Here is a 17,342-nt window from a genome sequence, read left to right on the forward strand (position 1 = left end):
CAAGGTAAGCTGGGGCGTCCGTCCCGCTGTCGGGGCCGCTCGAGGAGACACGTCATGAAAATTCTGCGCGTGATTCTTGCCGTCGCCGCCGGTGTGTTCATCGGCGGAATCGTCAACATGGCGCTGGTGATGCTGGGATCGGCGATCGTGCCGGCCCCCGCAGGCGTGGATGTCACGAATGCCGAGTCGGTCGCGGCATCCGCTCACCTGTTTCAGCCAAGGCATTTCCTGTTTCCCTTCCTCGCGCATGCCGTCGGCACGCTGGTCGGCGCCATCGCGGCGCATCTCTTCGCCGGCAACCACCGCAACGCCGCCGCGTGGGCCGTCGGCGCGGTGTTCTTCGCGGGCGGCATCGCGGCGGCGCGGATGATACCGGCACCGACCTGGTTCGTGGTCGCCGACCTCGTGCTGGCGTATTTCCCGATGGCGTTCGCGGCGACGAGGATCGGTAGCGCCGTCAAACAGGCGGTATGACTGCACGCCGCCGCGTCCTCGCCTTCGCGGTCGACTGGCTGGTCGTGGTCATGTGGGCCGGCGCCCTGTTCGGCGCGGTCATGGTCGCGAGCGATTTCGCGCCGCCGCGCCCGGCCGATCCCTGGGCCGCCCAGATGATCGGCTTCGTCACGATGACACTCCCGGTAACGCTCTACTTCGCCCTGTGCGAGAGCTCGCCGATGCAGGCGACCCTCGGCAAACGCGCGCTCGGGCTGCGGGTGGAGAGCGGGTCCGGCAAGCGGCTCTCCGTCGGCGCGGCCCTGCTCCGCAACGCCGCCAAGTTCGCGCCCTGGGAGTTCGGTCATACCGTGGCGCAACAGGCCGTCTATTCCGGGGAAGGCGGCTTCCCGGCCTGGGTGTGGGTGCCGGCTGCCGTGGCAGTGGCCGGGCCCGTCTGGTGGCTGGTCACGCTGTCGACCAGCGGACGCACGCCCTATGACCGCTGGTCCGGCGCGCGGGTGTTGCCACGGTAACCGCTCACTGGCCGCCGTTCGCCGGGGACAAACGGATCCTCCTGACCTCCGGTAACGGTCCGGCCTGTCCGCAACGGGGTATACTCGGGCACACGCGGCACCTGATCGCTCAGGCGCCGGGCAAAATAATCAACAACAAACAGGGACTAATCCTATGCATATTCGCAAGTTATCGCCGGCGGTATTGCTGGCTTTCGCCTTCGCCCTGCCGCTATCCGTAGCGGCAGACAATCACGAATCACCGCCGCCGCTGACCGATGTCTGGATCATGGTGCCGAAGCAGGGAATGGAAACGAAATTCGAGGCGGCTCTCAAGGCCCATGCACAGTATCGCGTGGACCAGGGTGAGTCCGCCGAGTGGACGATCTATACGCCCGTCGTCGGCGACAAGATGAACATGTACCAGATCCGCTCCTGTTGCCACGACTATGCCGGCATCGACACGATCAACGCCGAGGCGATGGAGAAGGGCCTGTCGGCGCACTGGAACAAGAACGTGCACCAGTACGTGGACCACTATCACCACTACCTCGAGCGCAACGACTGGGAACACAGCCACATGCCCGAGGACGCCGGCCCATTCCGCTACTATTGGGTCACCAGCTGGAAGTGGAAAGTCGGCGCGGGCCAGGGTCCGGACGATGCTCGCAAGCGCTTCAGTACCATCGCAAAAGAACAGGGCTGGGCCGATGAGGATCATCAATGGCTCTGGCTGTCGCGGATCGGCGGTGAACCGACTCTGATGCTGGTCACCCCCGCGGAGAACTGGGCGGATATGGAACCGTCGGATCCGTCCTTCTACGAGTTCCTGGCCGGGAAATTGGGCTCGTCGGAGGCCGCCGACGCTCTGTTTGCCGAGTTCGAGTCGGGATTCACCGATTCCAGCGATACGGTCTGGATGGAACGCGATGATCTGAGTGCATCTGCCGAGGACTGATCGACCGGACTGACCAATCCACTGGCATCGCCGGGAGCCCGTACCGTGCCGTGACGCAACATACGGCAATCCACGCGGTACCGCTCCCGGCGAGTCTACCTTGGGAGCCGACAGCGAGGCCATGTTCGAGTGACGAGGCCGGACGACAGGATACTGATCTTCGGCAACTCCGGCTCCGGCAAGTCGACGCTGGCCCGGCAGCTGGCCGATGAGGGGGGCCTGGCGCATCTGGACCTGGACACCCTCGCCTGGCTGCCGGAGCCTCCCCCGCGGCGGGCGCCACTCGCGGATTCTGCTCGGCAGATCGAGGCATTCATCGGCCGTCATGCCGGCTGGGTCATCGAGGGCTGTTATACGGACCTGCTGGAGGTGGCCGCACCGTTCGCCGCCAGGGCGGTGTTCCTGAACCTCGACGTGGAGCGGTGCGTGGCCAATGCGAGGAATCGCCCGTGGGAGCCGCACAAGTACGAGAGCAAGGCAGCGCAGGATGCGAACCTCGACATGCTGATCGGCTGGATCCGGGACTACACCGAACGGGACGACGTGTTCTCCTACCGCGCGCATCGGGATTTCTACGAACGCTTCGCCGGCGAGAAGCGGATGTATACCGACAATCTGCGACGGGACTTGCCGCAACCGTAGGCTGATGACTACCCGCAACTATCGGATTATCGCCGTCGCGGTCCTCGGGATATCCCCGGGCCTGCTGATCGCGCCGCCGCAGCCGACGGCAGCCGGCGAAGCGGACAAGACGGTCACTGCCGAGCGTTCCTACCAGCGCTGGAGCCGTGCGTATCAGCTCAGGCCCCGACGCCCCACGGACCCGCTGCGCGAAACGAACATCTCGGACAACGAGGTGCGGCAGATCGAGCAGGCGACGAGGGCGGTCTTCCCGACCGCACTCGTCAACATCTCCGGCGTCACCAGCGGGTGTCCGTGCGAGGACGGACCGGACTGCACCGACCAGGTCTGGGTCGTGGCATGGCACTCGGAGGAGTCTCACGGCCTGAAGCTTTCCCTGATCGGCGGAGAATGGGTCATCGGCCCCGTTCAGCGCTGGTGGCTGCAGTACGAGTCACTGGGAGACCGATACGATGCACTCGGCGCGCTCGACACCGAGGAGAAGTGGGCCGCCGCGCGCGGCCTCATGCGGGAGCGCATGAGCCTGATCGAATCCTTCCCCGAGTGCGAACCCGGACCGGCTCGGGCCGGGGAACAAGATGACCGGGGATAGCGCGAACCGGGTGCGACTCAGGCTGAAGGTGGTACCCGGCGCCAGCAGCGCGGGCGTCGTCGGCTGGCTGGGTCCGGTGCTTAAAGTCCGCGTGACGGCACCGCCCGAGAAGGGCAAGGCGAATGCCGCCGTGACCGCACTGCTCGCCGCGCAACTCGGCCTGCCCCCGGCCGGCCTCAGGATCGTGTCGGGTGGCGGCTCGCCGAGCAAGGTCGTCGAGATCGAGGGGGCGAGCGAGGCGGATGTCCTGCGGCAGCTCGGCAAGGCCGGCGACTGAGCAGCCGTTCAGTCGGGCTCGCCCCGTTTCCGCTTCAGCGCCGTGACCTGCCTGACCTGTTTGGCGAATTCCCGGTCACTGCGCCGAGTCTCCGCGAGCGTAGCCGTGTGGCGTGCGCTCTCGCGCTGCAGTTTCCGGTAGTTCTCCAGCCGGCGCTCGTCCAGCTGCCCGGCCGCGATCGCGTCACGCACTGCGCAGCCGGGTTCCGACCCGTGGCTGCAGTCGGCGAACCGGCATTGCCGGGCCAGCGACTCGATTTCCTCGAACACCGCGCCCAGCGCGCCACCGACGTCGGCGACCTTCAGCTCTCTCATGCCTGGCACGTCGATCACGACGCCTCCGTCCGGCAGCCGATACAGCGACCGGGAGGTTGTCGTATGACGCCCCTTCTTGTCGTCTTCACGGATGGTTGCCGTCGCCGCCACACCCCCGCCCATGAGCGTGTTCAGTATCGTCGTCTTGCCGACACCGGACGATCCCACCAGCGCCACCGTCGTCCCCGGCTCGATCCAGGCACGGAGTTCGCCGAAGGATGCTGCATCCAGCGCGTTCAGCGTGACGACGGGGATGCCCGCCTGCACGCTCCGGGCCCGGACCGCGTAGGAATCCGCATCCTCCGCGAGGTCCGTCTTGGTCAGCACGACGACGGGCTGCACGCCGGCCTCCCTGGCGAGCGCCAGATAGCGCTCCAGGCGTGATTCCCTGAACTCTTCGTTGCAGGAACTGACGACGAACAGGATGTCGACGTTCGCGGCGATCAGCTGCAGCTCGGCCTTTGCGCCAGCGGCGACGCGCCGGAAGAGGCTCTTGCGCTCCAGCACGCGGTCGATCCTCGATCCGCCGCCGGAGAGCACGACCCAGTCCCCGACGGTCGGCCGGTCCTCCGGTGGAGCCGACGGGTAGTCGGCGGGCAGCGGCAGCGTCTTCTCGCCGGCACCGTCCACGACTCGGAGCACCGACCGCTGCACCTGAGAGACCCGCGCGATGCGGCCATCCTCCAGTTCCTCCACCGTCGTGTGGGCGACGAAGAAGGGGGTCAGGCCGAGGTTCTGCAATTCGCTGTTCATGGGAAGTCCCGGGATAATGGCGGCATATTAGCGCTTGTGCGATGCTCCCGACACACAGGCCGGGGACCCGATGATCGAATTCAGAGACCTGCGCGCATCGGACCAGTCGGCCCTCTGGGACTGGCTGCACATCGCTTTGTGGGACCCGCCGCCGGCCGGCCTGCGGCCCAGCGAGGTGCTCGACGATCCCGGCGTGCGCATCTACGCCGAAGACTGGGGGCAACCGACCACCGATATCGGCGTCGTCGCGGTGGTGGACGGCAGCGACGCCGGCGCCTGCTGGATGCGCGTGCTGCCCGAGGGCGTCGGCCTGGCTTCCATCGACGACACGACGCCGCAGCTCGGCATCGCGCTCGAACCGCCGTATCAGGGCCGAGGCCTCGGTGAGCCGCTCATGCGCGAAGCACTCGGCCGCGCGTGGCGAGCGGGCCACGAAAAGGTATCCCTGACCGTGCATCCCGAAAACCCGGCCATCCCGCTCTACGAGCGCTGCGGCTTCGAGAAGGTCGAGATCCGCCGCGGCTATCACCTCATGGTCGTGACCCGGCCGTAGTCACGTCATCACCAATGGAGGAGTCCATCATGCACACCGGATCCTGCCTCTGCGGCGCCGTCACCTTCGAGGTGGCCGGCGAGCTCGCCACGCCGGAAGCCTGCCACTGCTCCCAGTGCCGCAAGCAGTCGGGCCACTACTGGGCGGCAACCGAGGTCCCGAGCAGCCGTGTCACCCTCCGCGGCGAGGACCACCTGACCTGGTACCAGGCCTCGGAGAAGGCGCGGCGCGGCTTCTGCTCCAGCTGCGGGTCGTTCCTGTTCTGGGACGCGATCGGGAAAGAGGAATTCGGCATCGCCATGGGTGCCTTCAACGGCCCGACCGGCGTGAAACTCGGCCTGCACATCTTCGTGGCCGATAAGGGCGACTACTACGAGATCGGCGACGGCCTGCCGCAGAATCCGCAATGACTACCACGCTGACGGGCTTCGTCTGCCCGGATGCCGGTAAGTAGTACTCCGGAGTTTGTCGGTGGCGGCGGCCTTCTAGACTTTTCGGTGCAATTCACCGTCAAGGCAAGGAGTCGCTTCACATGGAAACGAAATGCTTACCGATCGCGACACTCCTCCTGGGATTCGCTGGCGCCGCCACGGCCCAGACGGCCGACGAACCCGTCGAACCCATCCGCCCGCCGCAGGAGATCAATCTCGCCCAGGCCGAGCTCGGCAAAAAGCTGTATTTCGATCCGCGACTGTCGAAGTCCGGTTTCATCTCCTGCAACTCCTGCCATAACCTCAGCATGGGCGGTACCGACAATCTCAAGACATCCATCGGCCACGGATGGCAGGAAGGGCCGATCAACTCGCCGACGGTGTTGAACTCCAGTCTGAACGTCGCCCAGTTCTGGGATGGGCGCGCGGCAGACCTCAAGGAGCAGGCAGGCGGCCCGATCGAGAATCCCAAGGAGATGGCGTTCAGTCATACGCTCACTGTCGACGTGCTGGCTTCGATCCCCGGGTATGTCATCGAGTTCGAGCAGGTATTCGGTAGCGAGAAGATCACAATCGACCAGGTGACTCAGGCGATCGCAGAGTTCGAGAAGACGCTGGTAACGCCGAATTCGCCGTTCGACCTTTGGCTGCTGGGGGAGGAGGACGCGATCACCGAGTACGAGTTGTCCGGGTACCAGCTGTTCAAGCAGAGCGGCTGTGCCGGCTGCCATTACGGCGAGGCCATGGGCGGCACCTCGTTCCAGAAGATGGGTATCGTGGAGCCTTATATGACCGAAAATCCTGCCGTTGGACGTGCCGCGGTCACCGGCAAGGATGCAGATCGATTCCTGTTCAAGGTGCCGACCCTGCGCAACGTGGAACTGACGTATCCGTACTTCCACGACGGCGAGGCGGAGACGCTCACCGAAGCCGTCGACATCATGGGCCGGCTGCAGCTGGGTCGGAAGTACACCAAGGACGAGAACGCCAGGATCGTCGCTTTCCTGCGGACGCTGACCGGCGATCAGCCTTCATTCCAGCTGCCGAACCTGCCGCCGTCCACGGATGAGACGCCGAAGCCCACGCCGTTCGAAGATTGAGGGTAGGAGGGCCTTCAGGCCCGAAAGCGTATCGCGCCTGAAGGCGCTCCCACAGGGTGCCTGTAGGAGGGGCTTTAGCCCCGATTCTTCTAATGTATCGGGCTAAAGCCCCTCCTACGAGTCCCTCCTACATCGTCAGCGCCTGTTTCAGGTCCGCGATCAGGTCGTCCACGTCTTCGACGCCCACCGACAGCCGGATGAGGGTGTCGCTGATGCCCAGCGCCTCGCGCTTGTCCTTCGGTATGGAGGCGTGGGTCATGATGGCCGGGTGCTCGATCAGGCTTTCCACGCCGCCCAGGCTCTCGGCCAGGGCGAACACCTCGCAGCGCTCGAGGAATCGGCGGGATTCCTCCAGGCCGCCCTTCATGAAGAAGGTGACGATGCCGCCGCCCCCGCGCATCTGCCGCACGGCCAGTTCGTGCTGGGGATGGCTCGCGAGCCCCGGGTAGACCACCTCTTCCACTTCGCCGCGGCCGACCAGCCACTCGGCGATGGCGCTCGCGTTGTCGTTGTGACGCTGCATCCTGAGTGCCAGCGTCTTCACGCCGCGGAGCGCGAGAAAGCTGTCGAACGGTCCCGCAATGGCGCCCACCGAGTTCTGCAGGTAGGCGAGGCGCTCCGCCAGCTCGTCGGTCGCGGCCACGGCGATGCCGCCCACCATGTCCGAGTGGCCGCTGAGGTACTTGGTGACGGAGTGCACGACGATGTCGCAGCCGAGTGCGAGCGGCTGCTGTCCCCAGGGCGTGGCGAAGGTGTTGTCAGCCACCAGCAGGCAGTCGTGTTCCCGGGCAATTGCCGCCACCGCCTCGATGTCCACCAGCTTCAGCAGCGGATTGCTGGGGCTCTCCAGCCACAACATGCGTGTCTCCGGCCGGACGGCGGCGCGGATGGCGTCGCAGTCGGTGAAGTCGACGAAATCGAAGTCGAGATTCGCGGAGCGCTTGCGCACGCCGTCGAACAGCCGGAAGGTGCCGCCGTAAAGGTCGTCCATCGCCACTACGTGTGAGCCGGCATCCAGCAGTTCCAGCACCGTGGCAATGGCTGCCATGCCCGAGGCGAACGCGAATGCGCCCGCGCCGCCTTCCAGGTCCGCCATGCAGCGCTCCCAGGCCGCTCGGGTCGGGTTCTGGGTGCGCGAGTACTCGTAACCCTGGTGTTGGCCGGGGCTCGATTGCACGTAAGTGGAGGTGGCATAGATCGGCGGCATGATGGCGCCGGTGGAGGGATCCGGCGACTGGCCGGCGTGGATGGTCCGCGTCGCGAAGCCGTGCTTCCTGTCGCTGCTCATGTCGTCGCCACCTGTCCGCTCTGCTTGCGCAGGTAATTGAGTACGTCCGATCGGGTGATCAGGCCCAGGAACTCGTCGCCGTGGGTGATGGCCGCGTAGGGCTGCACCTGCAGCATCGCCACCAGATTGTCGACGCTGGTGTCCTTGTCGAGCCGGATGAAGGCAGTCTGCATGGCGTCAGCCACCGCCGCATGCATCAGCTCCGGATGGCCGAAGACAAAACGGATGATGTCGTCCTCCGTGAGCACACCCACCAGCCTGCCCTCCTCCATCACCGGCAGCTGCGAGATGCCCGCGTTGCGCAGCCGGTTGTGGGCGGTGGTGACCACGTCGGATGGACCCACCGTGATGGTGGCCTGCTCGCCGTGCAGGCGGCCGACGAGGTCCCGCAGGTCGCCATAATGTTCCCGGCTGATGAAGCCGTTGTCCTCCATCCAGAAGTCGTTGTAGAGCTTGGAGAGATACTTGTTGCCGGTGTCGCAGGCGAAGGCGACGACACGCTTCGGCCCGGTCTGCGCGCGGCAGTAACGCAGCGCAGCCGCCAGCAGCGTGCCGGAGGACGACCCTGCCAGGATGCCCTCCTGCAGCAGCAGCTCTCGGGCCATGGCGAAGGACTCGGCATCCGGGATGGTATAGGCCGCATCCACGTCGGAGAGATCGCAGATGGACGGGATGAAGTCCTCGCCGATGCCCTCGACCAGCCAGCTGCCTTTCTCGCCCAGCTCGCCTGTCTCCACGTAGTCCGCCAGCACGGAGCCCTCGGGATCGGCCAGGATCATCTTCACGCCGGTCTCGTGCTCACGGAAGTACTTCGACATGCCCGAGATCGTGCCGCTGGAGCCGACACCCACCACGACCGCGTCGAGGTCGCCGTCCATCTGCTCCCAGATCTCCGGTGCCGTCGTCCGCTCGTGGGCCAGTGGGTTGTCCGGATTGCCGAACTGGTTGATGAAGTAGGCACCCCGCTCGTCCGCGATACGCTTGCCGAGGTCCTGGTAGTACTCCGGGTGGCCCTTGCCGACGTCCGAGCGGGTGAGTATGACCTCGGCGCCCATGGCGCGCAGGTTGAAGATCTTCTCCTGGCTCATCTTGTCCGGCAGCACCAGCACCAGGTGATAGCCTTTCTGGGCGGCCACCAGCGCGAGCGCGATGCCCGTGTTGCCCGCCGTCGCCTCCACGATGGTGTCGCCGGGGTTCAGGTCGCCGCGCTTCTCGGCCTCCTCGATCATGGAGATACCGATGCGGTCCTTGATGGAGCCGCCGGGGTTGGCGAGTTCGAGCTTCAGGAACAGCCGGCAGGGGCCGGTGTCGAAACGGCTCACCTCGAGCATCGGCGTGCGGCCCACCATTTCCAGCACGTTCGAATAGATTTTCATCAGGGCTTCCCCTTCCGGAATGGGCGCCATTCTACGCCATGAGTACGCGGCGGCTAGCCGGCCGGCCGCCCGGCCGGTAGCATGCGCCGCCAGAGCGGGAGCGCGGCGGACACCGCGGCCGGGGTGGCACATGAAAGAGCGCATGAACAATGGGGCGGACGACATCGGCGGCTGGCTCAGGCGCGCCCGGGCGGCACTGACGGACGTCTCGGACAGCCCGGCGCTGGACGCTGAGCTGCTGCTCGCACGCGCCCTCGGCCGCGACCGCAGCTGGCTGATTGCACATCGGGACGATGCGCCCGACGCCGGGGCAAAGGCACAGGCCGATGCGTGGCTGGCCCGTCGCCTCAAGGGCGAGCCGCTGGCCTACATCACCGGCACGCGGGAGTTCTGGTCGCTGGAACTCGCGGTGACGCCCGCCGTGCTTATCCCGCGCCCGGACACCGAGATCCTGGTGGAACGAGCGCTGGAGCTTATCCCCCCCGACGAAGGCTGCCGGGTGCTTGACCTCGGCACCGGCAGCGGCGCAATAGCCATCGCCATCTCCAGCGAGCGGCCAACGGCCGAGGTGACGGCGGCGGATGCCAGCGCGGAGGCGCTTACCGTCGCCCGGCGCAATGCAGCCCGGCTCGTGCACGGGCGCATCCGTTTCGTCGAGAGCGACTGGTTCGAAGGCCTCGGCGACGAGCGCTACGACCTGATCGTCGCGAACCCTCCCTATGTCGAGGAACACGACCCGGCCCTTGCCGACGCGGGCATCGCCTTCGAACCCCGGCGCGCACTCGCAGCCGGCGCGGACGGGCTGGACGAAATCCGGCGCATCGCGACAGGCCTGCCCGCCCACCTGGCATCCGGCGGACGGGCCCTGATCGAGCACGGTGCCATGCAGGCCGCGGGCGTTGCGGGTATGCTCCGGGCCGAGGGTCTGGAGGTCGTCGCCTGCCGGCGGGACCTCGCGGGCGCCGACCGCGTCACGGAAGTGCAGCTCCCGGACGCCTGACAACCAGCAACAGGAGAGAGCGAGTGGTCATTTTCGAGACGAGTCTGGGCGACATCCGGATAGAGCTGATGACGGAGGAAGCACCCGTCACTACGGAGAACTTCCGCCGTTATGTGGAAGAGGGCTTCTACGACGACACCATCTTCCACCGCGTCATCCCCGGCTTCGTCATCCAGGGCGGCGGCCACACCGAGGACATGAGCCGCAAGCCGACCCGCGACCCGATCACGAACGAGGCCGACAACGGCGTGAAGAATCTGCGCGGCACGCTGTCGATGGCCCGAACGCAGGACAAAGACAGCGCCACCTCCCAGTTCTTCATCAACCTCAAGGACAACGCGTTCCTGGACCACGGCTCGCGCGACTTCGGCTATGCCGTGTTCGCGAAGGTGGCCGACGGCATGGACGTGGTAGACAAGATCGCGGCCGTCGAGACAGGCAACCGGGGCGGGCACAGCGACGTGCCCGTGGAGCCGGTGAAGATCGTCTCGGCGCGCCTCGAAGGCTGAGGACCAGGCCTTGAGCACACCGCTGCGTTACGCGCGGCACCTGCCGCTCACCGGGTTCGGTGCCGAGGGGCAGCGACGGCTCGCCACCACCCGAGTGCTGGTGATCGGCATCGGCGGCCTCGGCTGCCCGGTCGCGACCTATCTCACCTCCGCAGGCGTCGGCCAGCTGGTGCTGAACGACTTCGACACCGTCGACGAAACCAACCTCGCCCGCCAGTTCCTCTACAGCGCTGACGACATCGGCAAGCCGAAGGTGGAGATTGCCGCCGCCCGACTGCACATCATCAACGGCGCCGTGCGCCACGAGATGATCGACCGGCGGCTGGAGGGCGAGGCACTGGCGACTGCCGTCCGGGACGCAGACGTGGTCGTGGACGCCAGCGACAATTTCGCCACGCGTTTCGCCGTGAATGCGGCCTGCGTGGCCGCGCGAACGCCGCTGGTGAGCGGAGCCGCCATCCGCTACGAAGGTCAGCTGGCCGTCTTCACGGACTACGACAACCAGCCCTGCTACCGCTGCATCTACGAAGAGGCAGACGAGTCCCTGGAGGACTGCCAGGGCAACGGCGTGTTCTCCCCGGTGCCCGGCTTCATCGGCCTGGCCATGGCCGGCGCCGTCATGAAACTCGTGGCCGGCCTGCCCGTGCACGCCGGCGAGCTGGCACTCTACGACGCCATCACCGAAGAATGGCGGCGCATCCGCCTGCGCAGGCGCCCCGACTGCCCGGTGTGCGGCGGCCTCTGACCGACCCCGCAGCGGAACTCGTTGGCGCCTAGTCGGCGGCTTCGATCGCGGCCTCGAGCTGTTTCCCGGCGTCCGCGACGGCCCGTTTCACGCAGCGGGCGGTGCCCTGCACGCCCTCGCGCGTGACGGGGAACATCTGGTTCAGCCGCTCGCAGGCCCGTTCCGCGGTTTCCCGAATACGGCCGCGCAGCTGCTCGACGTCCTTGTGCCGGGTGAGATCGAGATCGGCGAAGCTCACCTGCCGGCTCAATTCGATGATTTCGGTCTTGGGCTGGCCGGGTCCGGCGGGCTCGACGGTGCGACGCTCGATCGGCGCCCGCACCACCACGATCTCCTCGATCACGTCGGCTTCATCGCCCTGGGCATACGCCGGCGTCACGACGGCGCCCGTCGCCAGGACTGCCGCTGCCGGCAGCAGCGCGCTCAGTGTCAGATACCGGTGAATCCTCATCTTTCCCTCCTTGGGGTTGGTTACTGCCCCTCATCTCCACTGTAAGTCCGGGAGCGCGATGAGGGTCAATAGGGGATACTGACTAGGCACCGGTTCGGCACGGTATACTGCCGCCCTTCCAATGAGCCGAACACCGGAGGAATTCATGCTTCGTCGTCGCCTGCTGCCAGTATTCGTTCTCGTCGCAGCCGCCGCGGCCGGCGTTCCTGCCGCCTCTGTCGCCGCCACCAAACTCGTCCACGCCGGCACGCTGCTGGCGGTGCCCGGCCAGCCGCCGGAGCGCGAGCGGACCCTCGTGATCGTCGACGAGCGTATCAGCGAGGTGAGGAACGGCTACGCAGACCCCGCCGACTTCGAGGGAGAAGTCGAGGTGGTAGACCTGAAGGACTATTTCGTGCTGCCCGGCCTGATGGACATGCACGTACACCTGCAAGGCGAGCTCGGCCCTGAGAACGACAGCGAGGCGCTGCGTCTCTCGCCCCAGCAGTTACAGATGCGCAGCGTCATGTACGCCATGCGCACCCTCGAGGCCGGTTTCACGACGCTGCGCGACGTCGGCAGCTCCGAGCAGGAGATGTACGCGCTACGCGACGGCATCGAGAACGGCTGGATCGAGGGGCCGCGCATCATCGCCGCCGGCGGCGTCGGCATCACCGGCGGACACGCCGACGTGAGCGGCATGAAGCCGGAACTGATGGAGTTCTACACGGATGCCTCGATTTGCGACGGCCCCTACGACTGCCGCCGCGCCACCCGCGATGCCATCAAATACGGCGCGGACCTGGTCAAGATCACCTCGACGGGCGGCGTGCTGACCGACCGCGCCACCGGCACCGGCCAGCAGATGGAGATGGACGAACTCCGCGAGGTGGTGCAGGCCGCCAACCGCATGGGCCGCAAGGTGGCCTCTCACGCCCACGCGGCCGAGGGCATCATCGCCGCCCTCGAAGCCGGTGTGGACAGCATCGAGCATGGCACCTACGTCAACGACGAGGCCATCGCCCTGTTCCGCGAGACCGGCGCCTACCTGGTGCCCACGCTGCTGGCCGGCGCCACGGTGAAGCAGATGGCCGAGGAGTCGGATTTCATGCGTCCTGCCATCCGCGAGAAGGCCATCCGTGTCGGCCGGGAGATGAAGAAAAACTTCGGCAAGGCCTACCGGGCTGGCGTGAAGGTGGCCTTCGGCACCGACAGCGGGGTATCCAGGCACGGCGACAACGCGCAGGAAGCCGTGCTCATGGTGGGGGCCGGCATGAGCGAGGAAGACGTGATCGTGGCCGCCACCGTCAACGCCGCGGACCTGCTCGACATGACGGACGACCTCGGCACGCTCGAGACGGGAAAGTACGCCGACATCATCGCGGTTGACGGCGCGCCGCTGGACGAGATCGCCGAACTGCTGGACGTCGACTTCGTGATGAAGGGCGGCAAGGTATTCAAGACGCCGTAAGCGACTGTCCGGCGAGATGTGGCGCCGTTACCGCATGGTGACCGCGACCTTGCCCGTCGCCTTGCCGGACTTCCAGTACTCGATGGCAGCCGGGAGCTCGTCCAGGGAGAACGTCCGGTCGACCACGGGCGTCAGCACGCCGTCTCGCATCAGTTCGCCAAGGCGGACCGCATCGTCCCGTGTCATGTAGGCAAGCATCGTGCCCACCTGCTGGTCGACGAACGGCGACATCAGCGCGGAATCGATCATCGGTTTGAGCGGCGCGAACCAGTCGCCCTTGGGACCGCCCACGATCACCAGCCGGCCATCGGGCTCGAGGACCCGCGTATTCGCCCGTACGGAACGGTTGCCGACGAGGTCGATTATGACGTCGTAGCGACGCTCGCCGTCCGTATAGTCCTGCTGCCGGTAATCGATGACGTGATCGGCGCCGATGGATCGCACCAGGTCCATCTTTCCTGCGCTGCAGACGCCGGTGACCTCGGCGCCCATGGCGTGGGCGATCTGCACGGCGAAGGTGCCGACGCCACCGGACGCGCCATTGATCAGGACCGCCTCGCCGGGCTCCAGCGCACCGTGATCCCGCAAAGCCTGGATAGCGGTAAAGGCCGCGATGCCGACGGTAGCCGCCTGCTCGAAGGAGACGTTCGCCGGCTTTGCCGCTACGGCGCCGTTTTCGCGGACGGTGAGATATTCTGCGAACGACCCGGCTGCGCCGCCGAAAACTTCGTCGCCGGACGAAAATCGCGTCACATCCGCCCCGACCGCCACCACGGTCCCCGAGAAATCCGCGCCGAGCCGTATGTCATCCGGCCGGCTCAGCCCGGTCATGAGCCGCATGAAATAGGGCGAGCCTGTCATGAAATGCCAGTCGTAGGGGTTGATGGCTGCGGCGGCCACCCTGACCAGCAACTCGTCGTCGGCCGGCACCGGCCGACCGCGCCGCTCCAGGCTGAGCACCTCGGTAGTGCCGTAACATCGATAGACCCATGCCCGCATTGCGTCCCCGGCCTCGGAACCCGGCGGCGGCGTCGGGCAAGACGCCTCGTGGCTGAGCATGAAAGCGATGGCCGCCACCGTAACGACGAGAACGGCGACCGTTCCCGTCAGGATCTTGTAGCGGAGTTTCATGCGGCTCTCCCGGGCGACCACGAAAGGGGGGACCGCTGCATTCTAGCCCCTTCGAGACGAAAGGAGTAACGGCACCGGCGGCGGGAGGCGACCACGCCTGAAGAAAAGCCTAGTCCGGCGTCAGCACGAACAGCCCGTACTGCTGGTCGCTGACCACGAGATTGCCCGACGGCAGCCAGGGGTAGACGCTCCAGGCGCCTGAGAACTCGACTGCGTCGTCGTCCGGGTAGGTATCAAAGTACGCGATCTCCTGCAGCTCTCCGGCGGCGAGATCGCCGAATTCCAGTATGCGCAGGCCAGACGCGTAATTGGCCTGGTAGACCCGGTTGCTCCGCACGTAGAGGTTGTGGTCGATGGAGCGGGTCGGCGCCTCGTACGCAAACAAAAAACGGGGCGCATCGAGGTCCGAGACGTCGAACACATGGGTGCGCGTGGGAACGCCGCGGCGCGAGTCACGAGGCTACCCTCGTGAAGAAATCCGCGGTCTTCGCATCCGTGGGATAGAACGCTTCGATGCGGAGTTCGTCGGTCGTGACGTCCTGAGGCGTGCCGAAGGTCGACATGACGGAGAACAGGCTGAGCTCCAGGCCGTCTATGTTCAGCTCGAGGGGCAGGACGGGCAGCAGACTCTCCAGCACCGGACCCCCGTCCGCGACCGGCCCCGCCAGCTCGAGCAGTCGCGAGAACCAATTCTGCACTTTCGGGTCGTCGGTCGCCATCGCCTCGCTGCGCAGCCGGCGCACGAACGCCGGGATGACCTCGTCCCAGTTTACGATGAAGCGCCTGAGCCCCCGCGGATGCACGGTCAGGAGCGCGAGGTTCAGCGCGTCGTCGACGGCGACCTCCTCGATCATCGTCCCCGGATCGCCCCCCGCGCCCAGCAGCCTCTCCGCCGCCCGGTTCTGCATCCGCACGTTCCAGAGGCGGTCCACGACCACGGCCGGCAGCGGCTCATGGTGATCCAGGATGCGCTTCAGCGCCTGCAGCACCGGCTGCATGACCCGCTCGTCGAGCCCGCTTTCTCCGTATACCGGCGCGTAGCCGGCGGCGCGCAGCAGGACGTTGCGCTCGCGCAGCGGGATTTCCATGGCATCCGAGAGGCGCAGCACCATCTCGCGGCTGGGCGTACTGCGGCCCGTCTCGAGCCAGCTCACGTGGCGTTGCGAGACGTCCGCGGCCAGCGCAAGATCCAGCTGCGAGAGCTTCCTGAAACGGCGCCACTGGCGGCAGAGCGACGGAAAGTTCCGGGCTTGAACAGACGGCATAAGCACTCCCCCCGGAGCGTGACTATCCCCGCCGTGCCCTGCCGGTTCAATAACCTGCGAGGTAATTGCGGTCATCCACTCCCCCGAAGAGCATAGCGCGAAACTCAACCGAGGAGCGCGCAATGAACGATCGAATAAGGCATGGCCGAACACTTGCCACCGTCCTGCTGATCCCGTTCGGCCTGATTTCGGCTTACGCCGTGTACCGGGTCGGCTATACCGGCATCCTCGCCCATGCGCTGGACGGCCCGGCAGGCTGGCAGCTTGCCGCGGATCTGGTCGTCGCGCTGGTGCTGGTTCTCGCCTGGCTGATACCGGCGGCCCGACGCGAGGGCCGCAGTCCGTGGCCGTGGGTGGCCGTGACACTTTTGCTCGGATCGTTCGGTCCCCTGCTCTACCTGGTCACCGCGAAAGAGGGGCGGTCCGGGGCCGGCTGAACAGCCGGCGGGAGACGCGGCGGGACGTCGTTGTCAGTCGTCCCCGTCTGCGCGTCCGTAGGTGCGGACGAGGATGGCGAGCGGCGCGAAGACCACCAGGACAGCCGGCGCGCCGAACTGCGCATACAGCGCCTCCATGTCGCGCCAGACCATGGCCGGCAGCAGGATGGCGGCTAGGCCGAGCCCCACCCCGAAGCAGGTGCGGAGGAAATTGGTCAGCAGGACGGACAGAGGGGTGTGCGACGGTTCGTCGCCGCAGGACGAGAGGCGTTGAGCGGGGCCGTTAATCGCCATGGCGATGTCCGAGGCCGGGAGAGCGATGTCGACTTTCGTGGCGCATGGGACCCTGTATACCGCGGACGGCGTCGTCGATGCTCTGCACTGTTTCACAATTCGCGCCGATCCCCCGGTGACGGCACGACGAGACCGGCGATGGTCGCCGCCCGGAATCGGAATATCCGCTCGAGCTGGCGCCGCACCAGCGGCAGCAACGGCCCGGCCAGCGGGTGCCCGGGCAGTCGATAGGTGACCCGGTCGGTCATCCGCGTGCCGCCCTGCGCCGCCTCGAAAACATGCTCGTGGAACCAGGTGTGATAGGGCCCGCGCAGCTGCTCGTCGGCGAAGCGATGCGGCGGATCCCACACGGAGATGCGGCTGTGCCAGCCGAACGGCACGCCCCACAGGCGCAGGCGATACTCGAACAGTGTGCCCTGCTCGATCTCCACCGGCGTCGGCGTCACGATGCGGAAGCCGAGTTCGGGCGGTGTGATGCGCTCGAGGTTCTCGACATCGGTGAAGAAGGGAAACACGTCGGCGACCGGCAGGCGGAACCAGGTCTGAGTCTCCAGCCGATGCTCACCGCGGCCGAGGCGCGTGTGCCGGATGGCTGGGTTATAGTCGGTCGTCGGATGCGCTGGCTTCATACCGGGAGTGCTGCGGACGGATGGAAGGCGGGGAACTCATGATCCTCGGCAAATTGCTGCTGACGTTCGGCGTTCTGTTGGGCGCACCGCTGTGGCAGTTGTACACCTTGAGAAAGGAGCGGCTCCGCCGCAGCAAAGGTACAGGGAGCCCGGTCGCCAGCGCGGTCTCGAATGCGAGACCGATGCGCTCCGGCTGACGA

23 protein-coding genes and 1 pseudogene are annotated in these 17,342 nt (G+C 66.5%); 15 read left to right on the forward strand and 9 right to left on the reverse strand.

The genetic code is table 11. The features are described 5' to 3' along the window. Positions 1-54: 54 nt before the first annotated feature. The 6 genes from ACJMKX_RS07895 (at position 55) to ACJMKX_RS07920 (ending at position 3,416) form a co-directional block, all read left to right on the forward strand. Positions 55-474, forward strand: coding sequence for a hypothetical protein (locus tag ACJMKX_RS07895; protein WP_405223457.1), 420 nt, complete (start codon positions 55-57; stop codon positions 472-474). Then, positions 471-968 carry an RDD family protein gene (locus ACJMKX_RS07900; RefSeq protein ID WP_405223460.1) on the forward strand — a complete coding sequence of 166 codons (498 nt, stop codon included), beginning with the start codon at positions 471-473 and terminating at the stop codon, positions 966-968. The genes ACJMKX_RS07895 and ACJMKX_RS07900 overlap by 4 nt, the downstream gene beginning before the upstream one ends. 154 nt (positions 969-1,122) lie before the next feature. After that, on the forward strand, positions 1,123-1,905 hold the full coding sequence (locus tag ACJMKX_RS07905) for a hypothetical protein (RefSeq protein WP_405223462.1): 783 nt from the start codon (positions 1,123-1,125) through the stop codon (positions 1,903-1,905). 129 nt (positions 1,906-2,034) lie between these two features. Further along, positions 2,035-2,547 (forward strand): AAA family ATPase, encoded by a 513-nt coding sequence (locus ACJMKX_RS07910; RefSeq protein WP_405223465.1) that lies wholly within the window; start codon positions 2,035-2,037, stop codon positions 2,545-2,547. A 4-nt stretch (positions 2,548-2,551) separates the two neighbouring features. Then, complete coding sequence (locus ACJMKX_RS07915) at positions 2,552-3,139, forward strand: hypothetical protein (RefSeq protein WP_405223467.1); 588 nt, start codon at positions 2,552-2,554, stop codon at positions 3,137-3,139. Next, positions 3,126-3,416, forward strand: a complete 291-nt coding sequence (locus ACJMKX_RS07920) for a DUF167 domain-containing protein (RefSeq protein ID WP_405223469.1) — start codon at positions 3,126-3,128, stop codon at positions 3,414-3,416. The genes ACJMKX_RS07915 and ACJMKX_RS07920 overlap by 14 nt, the downstream gene beginning before the upstream one ends. Positions 3,417-3,424: 8 nt before the next feature. Here ACJMKX_RS07920 and rsgA read toward each other — a convergent pair whose 3' ends face one another. Then, the gene (gene rsgA, locus ACJMKX_RS07925; RefSeq protein ID WP_405223471.1) at positions 3,425-4,483 is read right to left on the reverse strand and encodes a ribosome small subunit-dependent GTPase A; all 1,059 of its coding nucleotides are present in this window, start codon (positions 4,481-4,483) and stop codon (positions 3,425-3,427) included. Between the two features lie 70 nt (positions 4,484-4,553). On the opposite strand from rsgA, the gene ACJMKX_RS07930 reads away from it, so the two are divergent. The 3 genes from ACJMKX_RS07930 to ACJMKX_RS07940 all read left to right on the forward strand — a co-directional run bounded on the left by ACJMKX_RS07930 (position 4,554) and on the right by ACJMKX_RS07940 (position 6,567). Next, positions 4,554-5,036 (forward strand): GNAT family N-acetyltransferase, encoded by a 483-nt coding sequence (locus ACJMKX_RS07930; RefSeq protein WP_405223473.1) that lies wholly within the window; start codon positions 4,554-4,556, stop codon positions 5,034-5,036. 29 nt (positions 5,037-5,065) lie between these two features. Continuing rightward, a complete protein-coding gene (locus ACJMKX_RS07935; protein ID WP_405223476.1) occupies positions 5,066-5,446 on the forward strand; it encodes a GFA family protein in 381 nt (126 codons plus the stop codon). A gap of 122 nt (positions 5,447-5,568) precedes the next feature. Next, complete coding sequence (locus ACJMKX_RS07940) at positions 5,569-6,567, forward strand: cytochrome-c peroxidase (RefSeq protein WP_405223479.1); 999 nt, start codon at positions 5,569-5,571, stop codon at positions 6,565-6,567. 127 nt (positions 6,568-6,694) lie between these two features. Here ACJMKX_RS07940 and ACJMKX_RS07945 read toward each other — a convergent pair whose 3' ends face one another. Continuing rightward, complete coding sequence (locus ACJMKX_RS07945; protein WP_405223482.1) at positions 6,695-7,855, reverse strand: cystathionine gamma-synthase; 1,161 nt, start codon at positions 7,853-7,855, stop codon at positions 6,695-6,697. Continuing rightward, on the reverse strand, positions 7,852-9,231 hold the full coding sequence (locus tag ACJMKX_RS07950) for a pyridoxal-phosphate dependent enzyme (protein WP_405223484.1): 1,380 nt from the start codon (positions 9,229-9,231) through the stop codon (positions 7,852-7,854). Before ACJMKX_RS07950 ends, ACJMKX_RS07945 begins: the two co-directional genes overlap by 4 nt. A gap of 130 nt (positions 9,232-9,361) precedes the next feature. On the opposite strand from ACJMKX_RS07950, the gene prmC reads away from it, so the two are divergent. The 3 genes from prmC to ACJMKX_RS07965 are packed head-to-tail and all read left to right on the forward strand — an operon-like array spanning position 9,362 to position 11,485. Continuing rightward, positions 9,362-10,231: a peptide chain release factor N(5)-glutamine methyltransferase gene (gene prmC, locus ACJMKX_RS07955; RefSeq protein ID WP_405223486.1), complete on the forward strand. Its 870-nt coding sequence runs from the start codon at positions 9,362-9,364 to the stop codon at positions 10,229-10,231. 23 nt (positions 10,232-10,254) lie between these two features. Then, positions 10,255-10,740: a peptidylprolyl isomerase gene (locus tag ACJMKX_RS07960; RefSeq protein WP_405223488.1), complete on the forward strand. Its 486-nt coding sequence runs from the start codon at positions 10,255-10,257 to the stop codon at positions 10,738-10,740. Positions 10,741-10,750: 10 nt separating this feature from the next. Further along, positions 10,751-11,485 carry a HesA/MoeB/ThiF family protein gene (locus ACJMKX_RS07965; protein ID WP_405223490.1) on the forward strand — a complete coding sequence of 245 codons (735 nt, stop codon included), beginning with the start codon at positions 10,751-10,753 and terminating at the stop codon, positions 11,483-11,485. 28 nt (positions 11,486-11,513) lie between these two features. Here the strand turns inward: ACJMKX_RS07965 and ACJMKX_RS07970 are convergent, their stop codons facing one another. After that, the gene (locus tag ACJMKX_RS07970) at positions 11,514-11,936 is read right to left on the reverse strand and encodes a UrcA family protein (RefSeq protein WP_405223492.1); all 423 of its coding nucleotides are present in this window, start codon (positions 11,934-11,936) and stop codon (positions 11,514-11,516) included. Between the two features lie 145 nt (positions 11,937-12,081). Between ACJMKX_RS07970 and ACJMKX_RS07975 the strand changes: the two genes are divergently transcribed. Then, entirely contained in the window at positions 12,082-13,386 is a 1,305-nt protein-coding gene (locus ACJMKX_RS07975) for a metal-dependent hydrolase family protein (RefSeq protein WP_405223494.1), read from the forward strand. 27 nt (positions 13,387-13,413) lie between these two features. Here the strand turns inward: ACJMKX_RS07975 and ACJMKX_RS07980 are convergent, their stop codons facing one another. The 3 genes and pseudogenes from ACJMKX_RS07980 to ACJMKX_RS07990 all read right to left on the reverse strand — a co-directional run bounded on the left by ACJMKX_RS07980 (position 13,414) and on the right by ACJMKX_RS07990 (position 15,782). After that, positions 13,414-14,517 carry an NAD(P)-dependent alcohol dehydrogenase gene (locus ACJMKX_RS07980; protein ID WP_405223496.1) on the reverse strand — a complete coding sequence of 368 codons (1,104 nt, stop codon included), beginning with the start codon at positions 14,515-14,517 and terminating at the stop codon, positions 13,414-13,416. 109 nt (positions 14,518-14,626) lie between these two features. Continuing rightward, positions 14,627-14,956: pseudogene (locus tag ACJMKX_RS07985) on the reverse strand (choice-of-anchor B family protein); the annotation flags it as partial. 13 nt (positions 14,957-14,969) lie between these two features. Beyond that, on the reverse strand, positions 14,970-15,782 hold the full coding sequence (locus ACJMKX_RS07990) for a helix-turn-helix domain-containing protein (RefSeq protein WP_405223498.1): 813 nt from the start codon (positions 15,780-15,782) through the stop codon (positions 14,970-14,972). Between the two features lie 122 nt (positions 15,783-15,904). Between ACJMKX_RS07990 and ACJMKX_RS07995 the strand changes: the two genes are divergently transcribed. Continuing rightward, positions 15,905-16,219, forward strand: coding sequence for a hypothetical protein (locus tag ACJMKX_RS07995; protein ID WP_405223500.1), 315 nt, complete (start codon positions 15,905-15,907; stop codon positions 16,217-16,219). A gap of 33 nt (positions 16,220-16,252) precedes the next feature. Here the strand turns inward: ACJMKX_RS07995 and ACJMKX_RS08000 are convergent, their stop codons facing one another. Beyond that, entirely contained in the window at positions 16,253-16,513 is a 261-nt protein-coding gene (locus ACJMKX_RS08000; RefSeq protein ID WP_405223502.1) for a hypothetical protein, read from the reverse strand. Positions 16,514-16,605: 92 nt separating this feature from the next. After that, positions 16,606-17,142 (reverse strand): SRPBCC family protein, encoded by a 537-nt coding sequence (locus tag ACJMKX_RS08005; protein ID WP_405223504.1) that lies wholly within the window; start codon positions 17,140-17,142, stop codon positions 16,606-16,608. Positions 17,143-17,162: 20 nt separating this feature from the next. Between ACJMKX_RS08005 and ACJMKX_RS08010 the strand changes: the two genes are divergently transcribed. Further along, on the forward strand, positions 17,163-17,339 hold the full coding sequence (locus ACJMKX_RS08010) for a hypothetical protein (protein WP_405223506.1): 177 nt from the start codon (positions 17,163-17,165) through the stop codon (positions 17,337-17,339). Positions 17,340-17,342: the final 3 nt, after the last annotated feature.

The sequence above is a fragment of the Lentisalinibacter sediminis genome (assembly GCF_040706615.1).
GTDB lineage: Bacteria > Pseudomonadota > Gammaproteobacteria > Steroidobacterales > Woeseiaceae > Lentisalinibacter > Lentisalinibacter sediminis.

Bases quoted from the DNA above. Each gene is read 5' to 3' on its own strand.
- ACJMKX_RS07975 (WP_405223494.1), top strand. From the start codon at position 12,082: ATGCTTCGTCGTCGCCTGCTGCCAGTATTCGTTCTCGTCGCAGCCGCC.
- ACJMKX_RS07995 (WP_405223500.1), top strand. From the start codon at position 15,905: ATGAACGATCGAATAAGGCATGGCCGAACACTTGCCACCGTCCTGCTG.
- ACJMKX_RS08005 (WP_405223504.1), bottom strand. From the start codon at position 17,142: ATGAAGCCAGCGCATCCGACGACCGACTATAACCCAGCCATCCGGCAC.
- ACJMKX_RS07920 (WP_405223469.1), top strand. From the start codon at position 3,126: ATGACCGGGGATAGCGCGAACCGGGTGCGACTCAGGCTGAAGGTGGTA.
- ACJMKX_RS07905 (WP_405223462.1), top strand. From the start codon at position 1,123: ATGCATATTCGCAAGTTATCGCCGGCGGTATTGCTGGCTTTCGCCTTC.
- ACJMKX_RS07930 (WP_405223473.1), top strand. From the start codon at position 4,554: ATGATCGAATTCAGAGACCTGCGCGCATCGGACCAGTCGGCCCTCTGG.
- ACJMKX_RS07970 (WP_405223492.1), bottom strand. From the start codon at position 11,936: ATGAGGATTCACCGGTATCTGACACTGAGCGCGCTGCTGCCGGCAGCG.
- ACJMKX_RS07895 (WP_405223457.1), top strand. From the start codon at position 55: ATGAAAATTCTGCGCGTGATTCTTGCCGTCGCCGCCGGTGTGTTCATC.
- ACJMKX_RS07945 (WP_405223482.1), bottom strand. From the start codon at position 7,855: ATGAGCAGCGACAGGAAGCACGGCTTCGCGACGCGGACCATCCACGCC.
- ACJMKX_RS07915 (WP_405223467.1), top strand. From the start codon at position 2,552: ATGACTACCCGCAACTATCGGATTATCGCCGTCGCGGTCCTCGGGATA.
- ACJMKX_RS08000 (WP_405223502.1), bottom strand. From the start codon at position 16,513: ATGGCGATTAACGGCCCCGCTCAACGCCTCTCGTCCTGCGGCGACGAA.
- ACJMKX_RS07990 (WP_405223498.1), bottom strand. From the start codon at position 15,782: ATGCCGTCTGTTCAAGCCCGGAACTTTCCGTCGCTCTGCCGCCAGTGG.
- rsgA (WP_405223471.1), bottom strand. From the start codon at position 4,483: ATGAACAGCGAATTGCAGAACCTCGGCCTGACCCCCTTCTTCGTCGCC.
- ACJMKX_RS07935 (WP_405223476.1), top strand. From the start codon at position 5,066: ATGCACACCGGATCCTGCCTCTGCGGCGCCGTCACCTTCGAGGTGGCC.
- ACJMKX_RS07950 (WP_405223484.1), bottom strand. From the start codon at position 9,231: ATGAAAATCTATTCGAACGTGCTGGAAATGGTGGGCCGCACGCCGATG.
- ACJMKX_RS07900 (WP_405223460.1), top strand. From the start codon at position 471: ATGACTGCACGCCGCCGCGTCCTCGCCTTCGCGGTCGACTGGCTGGTC.
- ACJMKX_RS07980 (WP_405223496.1), bottom strand. From the start codon at position 14,517: ATGAAACTCCGCTACAAGATCCTGACGGGAACGGTCGCCGTTCTCGTC.
- ACJMKX_RS07940 (WP_405223479.1), top strand. From the start codon at position 5,569: ATGGAAACGAAATGCTTACCGATCGCGACACTCCTCCTGGGATTCGCT.
- prmC (WP_405223486.1), top strand. From the start codon at position 9,362: ATGAAAGAGCGCATGAACAATGGGGCGGACGACATCGGCGGCTGGCTC.
- ACJMKX_RS08010 (WP_405223506.1), top strand. From the start codon at position 17,163: ATGGAAGGCGGGGAACTCATGATCCTCGGCAAATTGCTGCTGACGTTC.